The organism is Aeromonas sp. sia0103 (assembly GCF_963895295.1).
Taxonomy (GTDB): domain Bacteria; phylum Pseudomonadota; class Gammaproteobacteria; order Enterobacterales; family Aeromonadaceae; genus Aeromonas; species Aeromonas encheleia.
The window spans coordinates 203,660-219,078 of record NZ_CAWQKG010000033.1 but is presented as its reverse complement, the minus strand read 5'-3'; the positions used below and the strand labels follow the sequence as shown (position 1 = coordinate 219,078).

Annotated in this window: 16 protein-coding genes; 6 read left to right on the top strand and 10 right to left on the bottom strand. The window is 57.8% G+C overall.

The features are described from left to right. Nucleotides 1-2 precede the first annotated feature (2 nt). The 6 genes from AACW18_RS12315 to AACW18_RS12290 all read right to left on the bottom strand — a co-directional run bounded on the left by AACW18_RS12315 (nucleotide 3) and on the right by AACW18_RS12290 (nucleotide 4,466). Nucleotides 3-725: a phage virion morphogenesis protein gene (locus tag AACW18_RS12315; RefSeq protein WP_218388816.1), complete on the bottom strand. Its 723-nt coding sequence runs from the start codon at nucleotides 723-725 to the stop codon at nucleotides 3-5. Then, a complete protein-coding gene (locus AACW18_RS12310) occupies nucleotides 722-1,231 on the bottom strand; it encodes a phage tail protein (RefSeq protein ID WP_218388815.1) in 510 nt (169 codons plus the stop codon). Before AACW18_RS12310 ends, AACW18_RS12315 begins: the two co-directional genes overlap by 4 nt. Beyond that, nucleotides 1,228-1,689 carry a head completion/stabilization protein gene (locus AACW18_RS12305; RefSeq protein WP_218388814.1) on the bottom strand — a complete coding sequence of 154 codons (462 nt, stop codon included), beginning with the start codon at nucleotides 1,687-1,689 and terminating at the stop codon, nucleotides 1,228-1,230. Before AACW18_RS12305 ends, AACW18_RS12310 begins: the two co-directional genes overlap by 4 nt. Before the next feature lie 117 nt (nucleotides 1,690-1,806). Then, the gene (gene gpM / locus AACW18_RS12300) at nucleotides 1,807-2,517 is read right to left on the bottom strand and encodes a phage terminase small subunit (RefSeq protein WP_218388813.1); all 711 of its coding nucleotides are present in this window, start codon (nucleotides 2,515-2,517) and stop codon (nucleotides 1,807-1,809) included. Continuing rightward, entirely contained in the window at nucleotides 2,518-3,570 is a 1,053-nt protein-coding gene (locus AACW18_RS12295; protein WP_218388812.1) for a phage major capsid protein, P2 family, read from the bottom strand. 14 nt (nucleotides 3,571-3,584) lie between these two features. Further along, the gene (locus tag AACW18_RS12290; protein WP_218388811.1) at nucleotides 3,585-4,466 is read right to left on the bottom strand and encodes a GPO family capsid scaffolding protein; all 882 of its coding nucleotides are present in this window, start codon (nucleotides 4,464-4,466) and stop codon (nucleotides 3,585-3,587) included. A gap of 190 nt (nucleotides 4,467-4,656) precedes the next feature. Between AACW18_RS12290 and AACW18_RS12285 the strand changes: the two genes are divergently transcribed. The 6 genes from AACW18_RS12285 (at nucleotide 4,657) to AACW18_RS12260 (ending at nucleotide 11,846) form a co-directional block, all read left to right on the top strand. Beyond that, on the top strand, nucleotides 4,657-6,474 hold the full coding sequence (locus AACW18_RS12285; RefSeq protein ID WP_218388810.1) for a terminase large subunit domain-containing protein: 1,818 nt from the start codon (nucleotides 4,657-4,659) through the stop codon (nucleotides 6,472-6,474). Next, nucleotides 6,471-7,484 (top strand): phage portal protein, encoded by a 1,014-nt coding sequence (locus AACW18_RS12280; RefSeq protein WP_218388809.1) that lies wholly within the window; start codon nucleotides 6,471-6,473, stop codon nucleotides 7,482-7,484. Before AACW18_RS12285 ends, AACW18_RS12280 begins: the two co-directional genes overlap by 4 nt. Nucleotides 7,485-7,543: 59 nt before the next feature. Then, nucleotides 7,544-7,795, top strand: coding sequence for an ogr/Delta-like zinc finger family protein (locus AACW18_RS12275; protein ID WP_218388808.1), 252 nt, complete (start codon nucleotides 7,544-7,546; stop codon nucleotides 7,793-7,795). Nucleotides 7,796-8,394: 599 nt separating this feature from the next. After that, nucleotides 8,395-9,498, top strand: a complete 1,104-nt coding sequence (locus AACW18_RS12270) for an ABC-three component system protein (protein ID WP_218388807.1) — start codon at nucleotides 8,395-8,397, stop codon at nucleotides 9,496-9,498. After that, nucleotides 9,491-9,985, top strand: a complete 495-nt coding sequence (locus tag AACW18_RS12265; protein ID WP_218388806.1) for an ABC-three component system middle component 2 — start codon at nucleotides 9,491-9,493, stop codon at nucleotides 9,983-9,985. Before AACW18_RS12270 ends, AACW18_RS12265 begins: the two co-directional genes overlap by 8 nt. A gap of 4 nt (nucleotides 9,986-9,989) precedes the next feature. Beyond that, nucleotides 9,990-11,846 carry an AAA family ATPase gene (locus AACW18_RS12260; protein WP_218388805.1) on the top strand — a complete coding sequence of 619 codons (1,857 nt, stop codon included), beginning with the start codon at nucleotides 9,990-9,992 and terminating at the stop codon, nucleotides 11,844-11,846. A gap of 342 nt (nucleotides 11,847-12,188) precedes the next feature. On the opposite strand, the gene AACW18_RS12255 is transcribed toward AACW18_RS12260, so the two are convergent. Genes AACW18_RS12255 through AACW18_RS12240 form a run of 4 tightly spaced genes read right to left on the bottom strand, consistent with a single transcriptional unit; the run spans nucleotide 12,189 to nucleotide 15,418 of the window. Next, on the bottom strand, nucleotides 12,189-12,431 hold the full coding sequence (locus AACW18_RS12255; protein ID WP_256351871.1) for a hypothetical protein: 243 nt from the start codon (nucleotides 12,429-12,431) through the stop codon (nucleotides 12,189-12,191). Between the two features lies 1 nt (nucleotide 12,432). Continuing rightward, nucleotides 12,433-14,715 (bottom strand): replication endonuclease, encoded by a 2,283-nt coding sequence (locus AACW18_RS12250; protein ID WP_218388804.1) that lies wholly within the window; start codon nucleotides 14,713-14,715, stop codon nucleotides 12,433-12,435. Then, complete coding sequence (locus AACW18_RS12245) at nucleotides 14,712-14,969, bottom strand: hypothetical protein (protein ID WP_218388803.1); 258 nt, start codon at nucleotides 14,967-14,969, stop codon at nucleotides 14,712-14,714. The genes AACW18_RS12250 and AACW18_RS12245 overlap by 4 nt, the downstream gene beginning before the upstream one ends. Next, nucleotides 14,966-15,418 (bottom strand): hypothetical protein, encoded by a 453-nt coding sequence (locus tag AACW18_RS12240; protein WP_256351870.1) that lies wholly within the window; start codon nucleotides 15,416-15,418, stop codon nucleotides 14,966-14,968. Before AACW18_RS12240 ends, AACW18_RS12245 begins: the two co-directional genes overlap by 4 nt. Between the last annotated feature and the right edge of the window lies 1 nt (nucleotide 15,419).

Here is a 15,419-nt window from a genome sequence, read left to right as displayed (position 1 = left end):
CGTTACTTCCTTAGGTCTTGTTTGTAGAGGTCCCAGCCGTAATTGATCCCCTGCAGGGCGCGGGCAAAGGCCTGTTTGCGTTGCTCGGAGGTCGCCCCGAGAAAGGCGCGGGCCGGGAGGGTGATCTCCCAGCTGGTCTTGATCGGTTCATCCTTGAGCTTCTTGATGAGCAGGCCCGCCTGGGCGTACCCCAGGTGTTCGGTTATCCAGCCGAGCGAGGCCGAACGGTAGTGGCCGGCGCGCTTGCCTGGGCGCTTGAAGCCGAGCTTGCGCAGCGCCTTGGCCTGCGCCCGGGTGGCCATCTTGCGGGGTGTGGCGGGCCCGTCCCCGGCTTGCTCACCGGCGCCTTGCTCCGGCTTGGCCAGCTTGCGCGCCTGCTGGCCCGCAGTGACCTGATAGGTGTGGCCACGCTGATGGGTGCCGGCGATGACGCCGGGATGGGCGCCATAATCCCCGCCCTTGAAGCGCAGCTCGGCCCGGTCCTTACCGGGCTTTTCGCTGATCACGATGAGCTTGCGCAGCCCCAGCAGCATCTTGCGCTTGCCGTGCTTGCGACCGGGCCAGGGCCTGCCGTCCGGGGTCTGCTGGCGGGTGATGTTGCGGCGGCTGGCGTTGCGGATCTCACTGGCGGCGCGCCAGATCAGGCGTTGGCGCTGTTTGGCCGGCATGGCCAACAGGGCGAGCTGCTCTGCTGTGCGGCGGGTGTCCAGGGTGATGCTGATCATGGGGTCCCCCCGATGGTCGCCGGGGGCTGGAGTGTGCCGACCTGCAGCAGCGCCGCCTCGGCCACCCAGAGGTCATAGGGCATCACCACCCAGCGCCGGCCCGCCCAGTGGATGGGGCCCTGATCATCGGGGCAGAGGCGCAGCGCCTCGACAAAGTCGACCTGCAGCTCCAGGTCGGCGCTGTGCTCGTCGTTGGGCTCGATGCTGAACGCGGGATCGGGTAACTCGAAGCGCTCGCGCTCGGCGTCATAGTCCTGCAGCCAGGCCATCACGGTGGCGAGCAGCACCGCCGGATCGCAGTCGCGAAAAGGCAGCGCCTCGAGGGTGTAGACCGCCTGATAGCTCAGGTAGCCGAGGATGGCACCGGTCGGTCCCATGTCTTTGGGGTCCAGGCGCAGGGTGCCGTTCTCCATCCAGCTGTCGAGCTGGCCCTGGCATTTGCCAGGCAGGGCGGCGTGGAGGGCCTGGTGCAGGGCTTGCAGCTGATAGCCTTGGCGCAGACTCATATCAGGGCGACCCCGCAGCGGCGCTTGCCCTTGATGACCCGGATCAGTTGCTGGCTGATGGCCAGCAGCTGATCCCGGGTCTGGGGTTCGCGCTCGCTGGTCTTGTTGGCGACGGTGCGCTCGGTGACGCTGGCGGCGGCAGGCAGCAGCTCGGCCTGAGCACGAGTGAACAGGGCGGCCAGGTACTGCTCGGTCAGGGCGTTGTTGCCGCCCTCGAGACCGACCCCGGGCACGGCGGCTGCATCCAGGTAACCCTGCTCGCGTTTGCTGTCCTGGTAGACCTGCAGCTGCAGGTTGATCTGACCCATGGCCGAGAGCAGGGCCGAGGCGATGGTCTGATGGTCCAGGTCGGCAGGCTGGGCGGTACGTCGCTCGAACTCGGCGACGGCCACGTCGGGCCACCATCCGTCGTTGCGGATGGTCTGCGCGCTGTAGTCAATCTGCTTACCGGTGAACATGCCTTTTCCTCATGCTGGTCCGAAATAGGTGCACCCCTGTAGCCACGCAATGGCCATCAGGTGACGCCGAGGGCGGCCCGTGGCCGTCGCGCCGGGGTGCGGTGGCGCGGAGAGTCGTTACGACGCCAGCACCCGCAGGCGCATGGCGATCTTGGCGCGCAAGGTGGCGACCCCGACCTTGCTGTGATACTGCTCGGCCTGGGCCAGCCAGTGATCGGCCTGCTCCAGTACCTGGGCGTCCCCCACGGCGCTGGGGCGCGGCTGGCCATCGTGGTCCCGCAGTAACTGCAGGCCGGCGGCCCGGAACCACTTGGCGGTGATGCGCTCGTTAAGGCGCCAGTCGCTTTTCACCTTGTCGAACACCCGGGAGAACCAGGGCTCGATGGCGTGGCCGTTGGTGGCCTGAGTCTCGGCCCACTCCAGCACGGTGTCGGCCACGAAGGTGGCCCAGTCGCGCTTGATGTTGGCCGGGGTCGGCTGGTGCTGGGCGATGGCCACCTCGCTCCAGGCGATCCCGGTGTCGAACTCGCCGACATCGAAGGCCCAGATGATGATCTGGGCAAACAGCTCGTTACGGTGCACCAGGCCGCTGGCCAGATAGCGCTCCACATAGGGGCGGTACTTGGGCAGCAAGGTGTTTCGCTTCATCTCCACCCGATCGCTGATGCGGCTGCATTGGCGCAGACGGGCGATGTCCTGCTCCAGCGCCAGCAACTGCAGGTGCAGGCTGTCGGCCACGGCGCCGCTGGCCTTGCCGGTGAGGGCCGCCTGTTCGGTGGCCTGACTGGCCTGGTGGCGCAGCTTGTGACGCAGACCGGGTGAGAGCATTTATTCCACCGGCGGCAGTTCGGGACGGGCACCAATCACCAGGTCGTTCTCCTCAAAGCCGCCATAGGCCTTGTGCTCGGCGAGGGAGTAGCCATCCATGCGCCAGTACTTGTTCTCGAACGCCTTGGTGTCCTGGTTATCCTTGGCCTCGCGCTTGCGGGTGCCACGCTGGGTGTAGAGATGCAGGTTGTCCAGGGTGGTGACCACCATGCGATTGCCCGGGAAGTAGGGCGGGATGTAGGCGCGGCGGCCGGCGATGGACTTGGCGAGCTGCTGAGCGGCAATCTGCTCGGTCGGCGTGTTGGCCTCGCTGTAGATCTTGGCCTGGGCGGCGGCCACCAGGTCGGTACCGACCAGCACCACCAGGCGCGGATCGTTGCGGAAGATCGGATCGATGGTGGTGTTGATGAGGTCGGACGCCATCTCGTCGAGGGTCTTGTAGTCGCCAGCGCCATCGGGGTCGAAATAGATCTTGTCGTCCGGGCTCGCGGCGATGATCTGGCTACCGCCCTCCCACTCGCGCGCCAGTTGGTGCCAGCCCTTGTTGACGTCTTCGCCAAGCGGGTTGGCCACCGGGTCGGTGGTGGTAGCGATGGAGGTACCGTTCCAGCCGATGCGCAGCATGTCCAGGCCAAAGGAGCGGTTGCTGAAGTCGTTCACCAGGCGCATGAACTCGCCATCGCTGCCGGCGTTGGCCCAGGAGCAGAGGGTGGCCCAGTCCAGCGCGGCGCAGGAGTCGGTCTCGACCAGCTCATAGGTATTGCCATCGACGCCCACGGACTTCTTGAAGCGCCCGCCCGCCACCCGGCCGGTGTAGAGACCGCCGACGCCCACCTGCACCACCTGGCCCTTGATCTGGTCGACGTCCAGGCAGGTGATGAGCTTGAGGAACTCGACGGAGTTGAGCAGCGCCTGGCGCAGTTGGGTTTCGACCGGACCGGTGACGGAGAACTGTGCCCCTAGCTCGTCGGTGGGGATGTTGTAGGCCTTGGCCAGTGCGACGCGGTATTTCTTCACCGCCTCCATGGCTTGGGGGGTAAGGGATTGGCTCATTGTGGTGTTGTTCCTTAAACGAGGCTGGGCAGGTCGTCACCACCCAGCAGGCCCGGGCGTTGGCCCGGCTTCTCGGCGGAGAACTGCTCGATGGTTTGGGTCAGGGAGTCCAGCTTGCCAGTCATGCCGGTCAGGGCCTGCTCCAGCTTGTTGAACTGCTCGTCGCTGATAACGGGCTGCTCGGTGGTGCCAGGTTGCTCGGTTGGCTTCTCGTCGGCCGGTTTGGCAGAGAAGGTTTCGACTTTGCTGGCGAGGGTGTCGAGTTTGCTACCAAGGCCGGTCAGTGCCCCCAGCATCTGGTTGAATTGTTCAGGGTTCATTGCCTCGTCCTCTTGGGTGGGCGGTGGAGTGATATCGAGCTCCTCGCCATGGCTGGCCAGGAAGCTGAAAAACTTCTTGAGAAGGCCGTCGGCCTTCTCGTGCTTGGGGAGCTTGAACGCAGAGAGATCCAGCGGTTCGCTGCGGCCGATAAGATGTGACTCGCTGCGCCCATCCTTGAACTTGAGGTGGGTGGTACCGGTGCTGGCAGGTTCATCGGTGACGCCAAGGCCGCGAAGGTAGGTGCGGCCCAGATCGGCAAATTGCTCCTGGGGCTCGATGGAGCAGAACTGGTATTGGCCAGTCTGGTTGTAATAGATGAGATCCCGGGTCGGGCTCAGGATGGCGAACAGCTTGAGCTTACCGTCCACGGTGTCGGTCTTGAGCTCCTGCACATAGCCGAAGTTGTACCAGCGGTCGTGATCGGGCCAGATCAGGGCGGTGTAATAGCTGGGGTCGTAGGTCTCGGCCATGTCCGTCAGCCAGGCGGCGGTGATCTCCCGATCGTCGACGGTGGTGCCTTCGGTGGCGATACAGACCCAGCCAGTGCGCAGTGTGGAATCGTTGGGGGTGCTCATGCCGTGCTCGCGGTGCCTCTCGGGTGGTCTATGCGAGCTCAGGCTATCGGGGGCGAGGCGGGCTTTCATCCGGTTGTGTTCGGGCAGTTTCGGATATTGGGGCATATCCGAATTCATCCGAACACTGGGGGCCGAAGTCGGGGGGAGGGGGTCGCTAAGATGGCGCCATCATTCACCAGATGGAGGCGCTGTGGCGTATCCCGAAGAGCTCCGTGCGGCCGCGCGGGGTCTGTATCTTAAGCGCTGGACACCTCAGGAGATCAAGGACGAACTGGGGCTCAACTCCTGTCGCATTGTCTACTACTGGGCCGAGAAGTACGGCTGGCGTGACCTCTTGACCGACGAAGCAGTCGAGGATGCCATCGCCCGCCGGGTGCAGACCCTGCTGCATCGGGAGAAGAAAACCCAGGGGGAGCAGGAGGAGCTCGACCGCCTCATTGGCCACCATGTCAGCCTCAAGGAAAAGGCGCTCAAGTTGGCCGAGCGGGAGCATGCCCTCAAGGCCCGCCAGGCAGAGGGGGCAGAGCCTGCGCCCGAGCGGGGCGAACGTGGCCGCCGTGACCAGGACGACAGCCGCAAGCGGCGCAAATCCGGCGGCAAGAACGACATCAGCCAGCTGACGCCCGAGGACTTCCAGCCCTGGCTCGATACCCTGTTCGGCTACCAGCTGCGGGTGCGCGAGGCCAAGGACGATCCGGCGCTGCCGCGTACCCGCAATATCTTGAAGTCGCGCCAGATTGGCATGACCTACTACTTCGCCGGCGAGGCGCTAGAGGATGCCATCCTGCAGGGCGGCAACCAGATATTCCTGTCAGCCACCAAGGCGCAGGCCGAGGTGTTCAAGTCCTACATCCGCAAGATTGCCAGCACCTTCCTCGGGGTCACCCTCTCCAACGGCAACCCCATCATCCTCAGCAACGGCGCCGAGCTGCACTTTTGCTCCACCAACTCCGACAGCGCCCAATCACGCTCTGGCAACGTCTATATCGACGAATATTTCTGGATCTCCAACTTCGAGCGCCTGAACGACGTGGCCTCGGCGATGGCCACCCAGAGCCACTGGCGCAAGACCTACTTCTCCACCCCGTCGAGTAAGGCGCACCAGGCATACCGGCACTGGACCGGCGCCCGTTGGAAGGGGGATGTGCCCAAGCGCCAGGCCATCGACTTCCCAGGTGATGGGGAGTTGCGCGACGGCGGCCGGGTCTGCCCCGACAAACAGTGGCGCTACATCATCACCCTCGAGGATGCCATCCGGCTGGGGTGCAACCTCATCGATGCCGAAGAGCTGCGCGACGAGTACCCGGGCGAGGTGTTCGATCGGCTGTTCATGTGCAAGTTCATCGACGATGCCCTGTCGGTGTTCAAGTTCCAGGACATGGAGCGGGCCGGGGTGGATGCCACCCGCTGGGGCGACTACCAGGGCGGCGCGGCGCGCCCGTTCGGGCTGCGGGAAGTGTGGATGGGTTATGACCCGAGCCGCACCCGGGACAACGCCACTTTGGTGGTGGTTGCTCCGCCCATGGTGGAGGGGGAGCGATTTCGCATTCTGGAGCGCCACTACTGGCGCGGGCTCAACTTCCAATATCAGGCCCAGGAGATCGAGCGCATCGCCAAGCGCTTCAACGTCACCTATCTCGGGGTCGATGTCTCCGGCATCGGCGCCGGGGTGGTCGACCTGCTGCAGCCGGTGTTCAAGGGGGTGCTGCGACCCATTCACTACAGCGTCGAGAGCAAGAGCGCCATGGTGCTCAAGATGATCGACGTGGTGGAGGCCAATCGCATCGAGTGGGACGGCGCAGATCGGGACATCCCGCTCGCGTTCCTGGCCATCAAGCGGGCTACCACAGGCGGTGGCCAGATGACCTTCAAGGCGGGGCGCGACAGTGTGACCGGTCACGCCGACGTGTTTTGGGCCGTGGCCCATGCGGTGGCCAACGAGCCACTGAACACCACCCGCAAACGTAAATCCACCTGGGCAGTGAGCCCAGAGCAGAGAGCCGCATGAACAAGACAGCTTCATCCCGGGGCGCCGCCCTGGCCAAACACAACCCGTCGGTGGCGTTCGCCCTGCCAGAGCCGATAGACCCGACCCACTGGATGACCCACTACACCGAGGTGTTCTATGACCCCTGGGGCGAGTACTACCAGCCGCCCATCGATCGCAAGGGACTGGCCCGGCTGACCCGGGCCAACGCCCACCACGGCGCCATTCTGATGGCCCGGCGCAACATGGTGGCGGGGCGCTTCACCAGCGAAACGGTGCCGCGCACCACCATCACGGCGTTCGTGCACAACTACCTGCAGAGCGGGGATGCGGCGCTGCTCAAGCTGCGCAACTACTTCGGCCAGGTGGTCGGGCTGGCCCCGCTCTCGAGCGTCTACCTGCGGCGGGGAAAAGGGCGGTTTGTGCTACTGCAGCCCAACGGTCAGCAGCGGGAGATCCCGGAGGAGGACGTCATCTGGCTGGCCCAGTATGATCCCGAGCAGCAGGTCTATGGCCTGCCGGACTACCTGGGGGGCTTGCAGTCGGCGCTGCTCAACCGGGATGCCACCCTGTTTCGGCGTAAATACTTCCTCAACGGCGCCCACATGGGGTTCATCTTCTACGCCACCGACCCGAACATGGACGACGAGCAGGAGGAGGCGATGAAGGAGATGATCGCCAATGCCAAGGGGGTGGGGAACTTCCGCTCGATGTTTGTGAACATCCCAAACGGCAAGCCGGACGGCATAAAGCTCATCCCGGTGGGGGACATTGCCACCAAGGACGAGTTTGCGGCCATCAAGTCGATCACCTCCCAGGACGTGCTGACCTCTCACCGCTTCCCGGCGGCGCTGGCCGGCATCATCCCGATCAACGGGGCCGCCCTGGGGGATCCCGAGAAGTACAGCGCGACCTACACCCGCAACGAGGTGCTACCGCTGTGTGAACTCATCAAGGACACTATCAACAGCAGCGGGATCCCGCGTTCACTCTGGGTCGATTTCAGTCTGGAGACCGGCACAACTGTATAAGTAAACAGTGATTGGTTGGTATAATGTTTCCACTTGAACGAAGAGTCAGCGGAGGCGTGATGCGGGTTTATTGCAAAGAATGTGGCCAGCGTGGCCGTATCACCAAGACCAACCACCTGAGCGATTCGGTGGCCGATCTCTACTGCCAGTGCACCGATGCCGAGTGCGGCCATACCTGGGTGGCGACACTTTCATTTACCCACACCCTGAGCCCCTCGGCCAAGACGACAAACCAGCTAGTGCTGAGTTTGATGGGCTCGCTGACGCCAGAGGGGCGGCAGTTGGTACTGAAAGGACTGGGGGCGCGATAGCGTCCCTGTTGTGTTCATCTCTCGCATGACGGTGGGCCGCCAGGCACAACCCCGGTACTGGTCGCCACAACCTCTTCGTTTTGCTGACCGGCATCAAACTATTAGCCAAAAATCAGCGCTATAGATAACTTTTCACTCACTAAGCTGGTTATCGTTTGATACCCTACTCATCCGAACTCGACAGCTTCAAAGGTAATCGAGGTGAATCTGATGGTTATTCCCTCTTCAATCCGGTTACAAGCAGCATACTGGGAGCTGAGACCCCGTGCGGTAGCTATGGTCTTTACTTGATAAAATGGGCAGTAGGGCAACTAACGAATCTTATCAACAAGCCAATCAAGCTAAGCGGAAAGGCCTCATATACCGGCTTGGATAAAATTAGTTGGTGTTTGGTATTAAGATATAAGTAATGTTTCCTATTATTTAAACATCGCACTGGTTATAACTGGAACAGGAAATTATTGCGGTGTGATAGTTTTTGCTTCATATGTTTTATACGGTGGGCTATTTACATTGATATGTCTAAATGACCTCCAAAACCAAATAATCATCTAAGGATGGCTAAGTCAATATTTTTGGCTCAGTGAGTGTGAAATAATATGATAAATGATGGCGATTTTAAAGAGCTCTCTCCCCAATCTCCTGGTGGATTATATAGTTCTGCACATGTAACTTCAGGCATTCCCATCCCTAAAACACAGCGTGTCAAACTATTTGGCGCTGATGAGTGGGAGGCATTTACAGAGGAGTGGGCTTCATCTCTCAAAACTTCATATCATAGCGTTAAGCGTTTTTCAGGTGCGGGTGATAAAGGGCTAGATGTCGTAGGGTTTATTGTTTCCAACCAATTTGATGAAGGTTGGGATAACTATCAATGTAAATTTTATGAGAATCCGCTAACACCAGCTGACATATGGGTTGAGTTCGGAAAGATCATTTACTTTACGTATTCTAAAGAATTCACACCACCAAGAAAATATTATTTCGTTGCCCCTAAGCAAATCGGAACAAAACTTGGAAGGCTTCTCGCTAATGCTTCAAAGTTAAAAGAAGAGCTTAAGGGTAATTGGGGGAAATATTGTGAGGGTGGTATTACATCTACAGCCAAAATAAAACTTGATGGCGATCTTCTTACATATTTTGAGGGGTTTGATTTTACTATATTCGATTCGGTTTCACTTGTAAAAATGCTTGAGCAGCATGCTTCTACGACCTTCCATTCGGTAAGGTTCGGTGGTGGGTTAGGTATTCGCCCTGCTCCTAAAATACCTCCAGCTGATAGTGTATCACTGGAGCATCGGTATGTAAGACAACTTATCAATGTATATGCTCAGTCCATTGGTGAAGATCCGCAATCATCGGATCTTTCCCTGTTGGAAAAAGATTCTCGCATAAAGCAGGATTTTCAACGACAGCGCGAGCGGTTTTATACGGCTGAGTCCTTACGCAACTTTTCGCGTGATACGGTCCCCCATGGTGTTTTCGAGGCTCTTCAAGATGATATTTTTGATGGCGTAGTGGATGTGTGTCAATCTAAGCACGATTGTGGCATGACTCGCTTAAGCGCCACAATGAGCCAGGCTGCTAATATCAGCGTTGATGCCAATCCACTTGTTAGTGTCACTCGCCCACGGGATAAACAGGGAATGTGCCATCAGCTAGTCAATGATAGCCGTTTGAATTGGAGTGAATCTGATGAGTAAAGAACTCAATCAAAATATTACTGTATTCAATAGTGCCCTTGAGACAGGTGTTCGATCTCTGGTCATTCTTGCAGCCCATTTCCCAAGCACTTTAGATCTGCAACGTCTTGTTGATTTTGACTATATGATTGTTCATTCAGGTGACCTAGATGGTCCCAAAAGCCTCCATCCGCCTCTTCCCATGAGAGAAGGTGAACTATTGGTTAGGCGTCAAGTTATCGAGTCAGGGCTGTCTTTAATGATGAGTCGTGGGCTTATTACGCGAATAGCGAGCGGAGAGGGCATTGTGTATCAGGCAAGTGACTACGCGAAGCCATTCGTCGACTCACTAGCAACTCCTTATATGTGTACATTGATAGATAGAGCAAACTGGGTTACAAAAACCTTTGGGAAGATGGGGGCATCCGAGCTTCATCATTTGATTAACAGCTTCTTTGATAAATGGACTACCCAATTTCACCCATCACAAGGCTTAAGTGGTATCTAACGAAATGAATGAGACAATTCAAGTCCGAAATATAAGCTTTTTGGGGGGCAGAGCTGAGCCCGTTTTTATTGGGTTTGATTCAGGCTTAAGCGTTGTATGTGGTGCATCTGACACCGGAAAGTCATTTCTTGTAGAGGCAATTGATTTCTTACTCGGAGGAAAAGATTTACGGCACATTCCAGAGCTCAATGGGTATGAAAAAGCTCGCATTGCTATCGAATCCTCAAAAAAAGGTCTCTGGACATTTGAGCGAAGCATAGATGGTGGGAATTATCGGGTATTTGAAGGGGATGTTAAAACTGCGAATAATTTAAAAGAAAGCTGTATTGTTAAGATGAAACATGCCGCAGGCCGAGAGGATAACATTTCCGGCTGGCTTCTCGGTGCGATTGACTTGCTAAGCAAGTCTGTGCGAAAGAATGCTGCTGGAATGTGTCGTTCTTTGAGTTTCAGAGATATAGCGCGCCTTATCATAGTGAACGAAAAGGAGATAATTCGCCAGGATTCCCCGTTCTTAACTGGCCAATATATTTCCAAAACTGCAGAGAAGTCCACTTTGAAGCTCATGCTCACAGGAGTGGATGATAGCGCCATAGTATCAATCGATGACCATAAGCAAGTTGAATTAAATGATCAAGCAAAAGCCGAACTCCTCGAGCAATGGATAGCTGATGTAGAGGACGAAATAAGCGAGCACGGTTTTGGACGTGAAGAACTGGAGCAACAGCTCGAAAAACTTGAGATTTCTATTTCTTCCAATAGAGAACAACTTAAGTTTTCACAGTTGCAGCTAAATGAATTGACGTCTAAAAGGCGGGATGTTGTGATAGCCAGAGAGGCTAACAGGGATAGAGTAGAAGATATAAAAAATATGGTGGCACGCTTCATGTTGCTAAGAACTCAATATGAAACTGACTTGAATAGGTTGATGGCTATTGAAGAGTCAGGCTCGCTTTTTGTTCACCATGAACGAGTCAACTGTCCGCTTTGCGGTGCTTCACCTGAAGTTCATCAACATACTGCTGAAGAATGTGATGGCGATGTGGAATTGATTGTGACTGCCGCTGTAGTTGAGATGGGAAAAATAATGCGGCTTGCAAGTGATCTTGATTCTACTATAGCTGCGTTACATGAAGAATCCAAGCGTCTACTTGCTGAATATCTTCACATAGAAGAGCAATTTATTATTGTTGACGCGGAAATAAAAAATGCGATTGCTCCAAAGTTATTAGGTGCGCAGCATAGTTATTCTGAATATGTTGATGCTCGCAGTAAAGCCGTGTCACATCTCTCAGTTTTCATCAAGTTAGATAAGCTTCTTGCACAAAAAAATGAGTTGTTTGGAGATGATGAAAATTCACAAAATAGAGATCTAAAAATTGCGACTAAACTTCCCAAGAATGTATTGAATGATTTTTCAAAGACTGTGGAGAAAATACTGAAAGCATGGAACTTCCCTGACACTGAGAGTGTTTATTTCGACGAAGTCACCATGGACTTTGTTATTAATGGTAAGCTTCGTGGTAACAGAGGTAAAGGGCTTAGAGCGATCACACATGCTGCAGCCACGTTGGGCTTGCTCGAATTTTGTAAAGAACGGATGCTTCCACATCCTGGATTTGTTGTCCTTGATTCACCATTACTTTCTTACTATAAACCCGAGGGGGAAGGTGACAGTCTGCAGGGGTCAGATCTTAAGCATAAGTTCTACAAATATTTGATTGAGGAGCATTCCGACAGTCAGGTTATTATTATCGAGAACGAGCATCCACCGGTAGCATTTGAAGGCCAATTCAGACTAACTGTATTCACAAAAAATCCTCGTCAGGGCCGTTTTGGACTATTTTATCCAAAAAAATAGAGGGCTAGGCTAAGTAAATTGGATGCCCGCCCCTCATTTTAAAAATATTAAATTGTGGGTCTCTGATACTTATCAGCGTTCTCCTCTCTCGGTTGGTCTATGGTCAGTCACTACCTGGTGCAGTGCTGGCTTGTACGTTGGGTTGAGCCGCTCGGTTGCGCCCGGGTTGGCGCGATCGGTTATGCTGCCTGGGGCAATCCAGAGGGGGCGGGCCGTTTTGGCACAGCGGATGGTGCCGCTCTGGTCAATGGCCACGGGGGTTAACCCCTCAACAATGTGGCGCCGACCTACTTGGCGGCCATCTACTGTGAGCACCGGCACGGTGGGGCTGTTTGACTTGGCCTAAAACGGGTTTGGCACCTCGGCGGCGATGGCCGGCAAGGCCAGCAGCGTGGGGCGTGGATGACGGCGGCGCAGGATGGCGCAAGCCACGGCCTGCTGTTTCCCCTGCAGCATCGCCACCCACTGGCTGATTTCCTTGGCCGGCCAGCGCTGCTGGAGGATGCAGGTCACCCGATTTTCCAGGCTGCGATACTCGGCACGGCTGACTGTCTGGGCGCTTTCGCCCTGGCGATGGTTGTTCATGTTATACCTCCCACGCTTGTTCGCTGTAGTCGTTCTGTTCTTGCAGCCACTCCGGCATATCCAATCCCTCCAGCACCCGCCACATCTCTGACTGATACGGCTCAGGCAACATCTCAATCCAGCTGTGCGTACCGGCATGACCCTTCACCTGGTACACCTCACCGCAGAGCTGAACCAGTGCTGGCCAGTCCTGGTCACCGTCCGGAATCGCATACTCATCGGGCTGGTTCTGCGCGGCTGGCTGTTGGTCATCGGGCACCCAGTCTGGTTCATTGGGTATCGCTCTGGTCGACTGTAGCTGGCCGTTCTCCAGCCAGAGGGTGAAACCGTCCGCGGTCACGCAGGCACCAGCCCGCAAACGCCCGATGGAGAAGGGCGATAAACCCCATTGCTCTGCCATCAACTGATCCGCGAACGCCGCTGGATCCGGCCGCGTACAGTTATTGTCAGAGCTCCAAGGAGCCGGGCTGTCGCCCGACTTAACCCCAACCCCCCAAGCCGAACCCTCGGCGGCCTTGGTGGCCTTGGTGGCCTCATAGGTACCGGCGGGTACCACTTCCCACCCGGTCAGATGGGTGCGCACACCTAGGCGGGCGGTGTGCAGGCCCATCAGGCGCTTGATGTCTTCTCCATAGCAGTTGGCCTGCTCCTCGATGAGGTGGGCCAGCTTGATGGGGTGTTCGGCACGGGTCGCCAGTGCGCCGCCCATGGCGTGCAGGTAGCAGCGGAAGATGCCGTTATCCGCGGCAAAGCGGGCGGCCTCAAAGCGTGGGTCTTGCAACACCGGTTTAGGTGGGCCCACCAGATCGCCATGCTTCTTGGCGTTGCTGATGCGGCGCAGCTCGCGCCACACCCCGACAGGGGCGCCGCCGATCTGCTGGAAGGTGCGGATCCCCCACCAACTGGCCCAGGCGCATGCATGCTGGGCCCCTTGATCAGCAGGGGTGTCGGACTCCTGATCACCATCCACATGTTCACCGTCGATGTTCTTGGCGATATAGGCGGCGATGTAGCCGGTGGCGTCTCCTTTGGCCGGGTCGATCTCTTTCCAGTCAAAACGGGGTGTGATGTCGGTAAAGGGCGGGCGCCCCTGGATCTCACGCACCAGCTCTTGATGATCATCGGTGAGGGCATAGCGTTGCAGGGTGCTGATCACTTCATTTCTGTCACTGGGGCGCATAAACAGCAGCATGTGCCAGTGCGGGGTGCCGTCGTGGTGAGGTTCACAGACTCGGAAGCCATAGACGGGCACCCCCCATCGTTTAAGGTATGAGCGGGCACGGGTCCATAGCTTGGCCAGATAAGCGCAGGTTTCCCGCGGCGTTGCCCCTTCATAGCGCTTGTTCTCTACGGTCTTGCCGTCGTGCTTCTGTGTCCAGGCATGAAAGCGGGAAGGGGCCGTCCAGGTGAAGAAGACCCCCACATGGCCCTGCTCTTCGGCGTAGTCCTCAAAGCCGCGCATCCGCACCATCATCTCGTTGCGGCGGTTGACCGGGTTGGCGTTGCTGGCTTCCCAGCAATCCTTCATCGAGATCACCAGGTCATGCTGCTCGTTCATCACCTCCGACTCGGCCAGCCAGCGCATCATGGCCCGCTTGCGCTCGCGCACCACCTTCATGGTGGCGTTCGACACATAGGCAGAGACCCCTTTGCGCACCTTGCCGAGCAGGATGCTGATGTGCTCCTGCAGCCGGTCCCAGCAGCGGTTGATGCGTTTCTCCCACCACTTGGCGGAGAGCAGGCGCACCATCACGCTCAGGATCCAGTTATCCCGTGCCTCGTCGGTCTTGAACTTCGGCAGGCGAGGGACAAACCCCCACTGGTCGGCAGGCTGACGGATGGCCTCCCACGTCTGCACCAGATCCGGTTCGGCACCGGCTTTGATGCCCCGCTCGATGTTGGCCCAGATCGCGGCGGTCTGGTTGGCGAACGAGTGCGCCACCCGTTTACGGCCATCGTCATCACGCAGCAGCTGCGGGTCGACCGGGATCGCCTGGATAAGACCGCGCACCCACTTGGTGCGCTCGCGCAGCCAGATATTGGCACTGCGGGCGTGACGGGTGGTGCCATCTTTGCGGCGGCGTACGAATTGCTTGAACAGGGTGAGGGTAAGCTGTGGGGACAGGCCATCGAGCTGCTGAATGGCCCAGACCAGATCGCTTTGACCAGGAGTACCAATGAATGCGGCGTCAAAATTGACGCCGGGCAGAGAGTTGGAGAGAAAGTCGATACGCTGCCGCAGGGTCTTTTTGGACAGCGGTAATCGGTTGGTCTTGCTGCTCATCGAGTGGTAGTGCCTGACTGTTTTCTGATGTTGCCTTTGCAGGTGGCCAGGACATTGGCTGCGTGGAGCTTCATCATGCGAGCGGCGGAGCACTGACGCAGCAGCAGCCTGATGCTGGCATGAGGGCGGGCAGCGAGCTGGCGCGTATTGGCCAGCTCTCGTTGATAGAAGCGCAGCCGTGCCGTGTCCTCCCGGTAGGTGTCCTGCCAGCGATCAAGCAGGCGGTTGAGTTCCCGCTGCAGACTCTGGCTCATTGGATTACCTCGTCCTGGCCATGGAGTGGGGCACACTCATGCCACCAGTCGCCAATCTCCCCGGCCAGGGTTGTATCTCCTTGCCCCAGCGCCTGCCAATAGATGGCACGCACGGCACCGAGTGCCAGCAGTTCGCGAGTGGTATCTCTATTCCCTTGGGCTTCACCTCCTGCAGAGATGAACTCGGCACGGGCAGCAAGCCAGTGAAGGGTTAGCAGGCTGTGCATAGGGGTTTCTTCCGACCCTATATCTTCATCATCTCCATCGGCATCATCCATCAGGGCGGCCGGGTTACTGGTGGCAACCAGCTGGATCTGGATGTACTGCTGGCCGGCGTAAACCCCGCCTAGACAGACCCGGTTATCCTCGGCGTTAGCCGCGAACATGTCGGCCAAAAGCCCTTCGACGTATTTGGGGGCTTCTTTGGCAATCTTGATGGCATCGCTCATG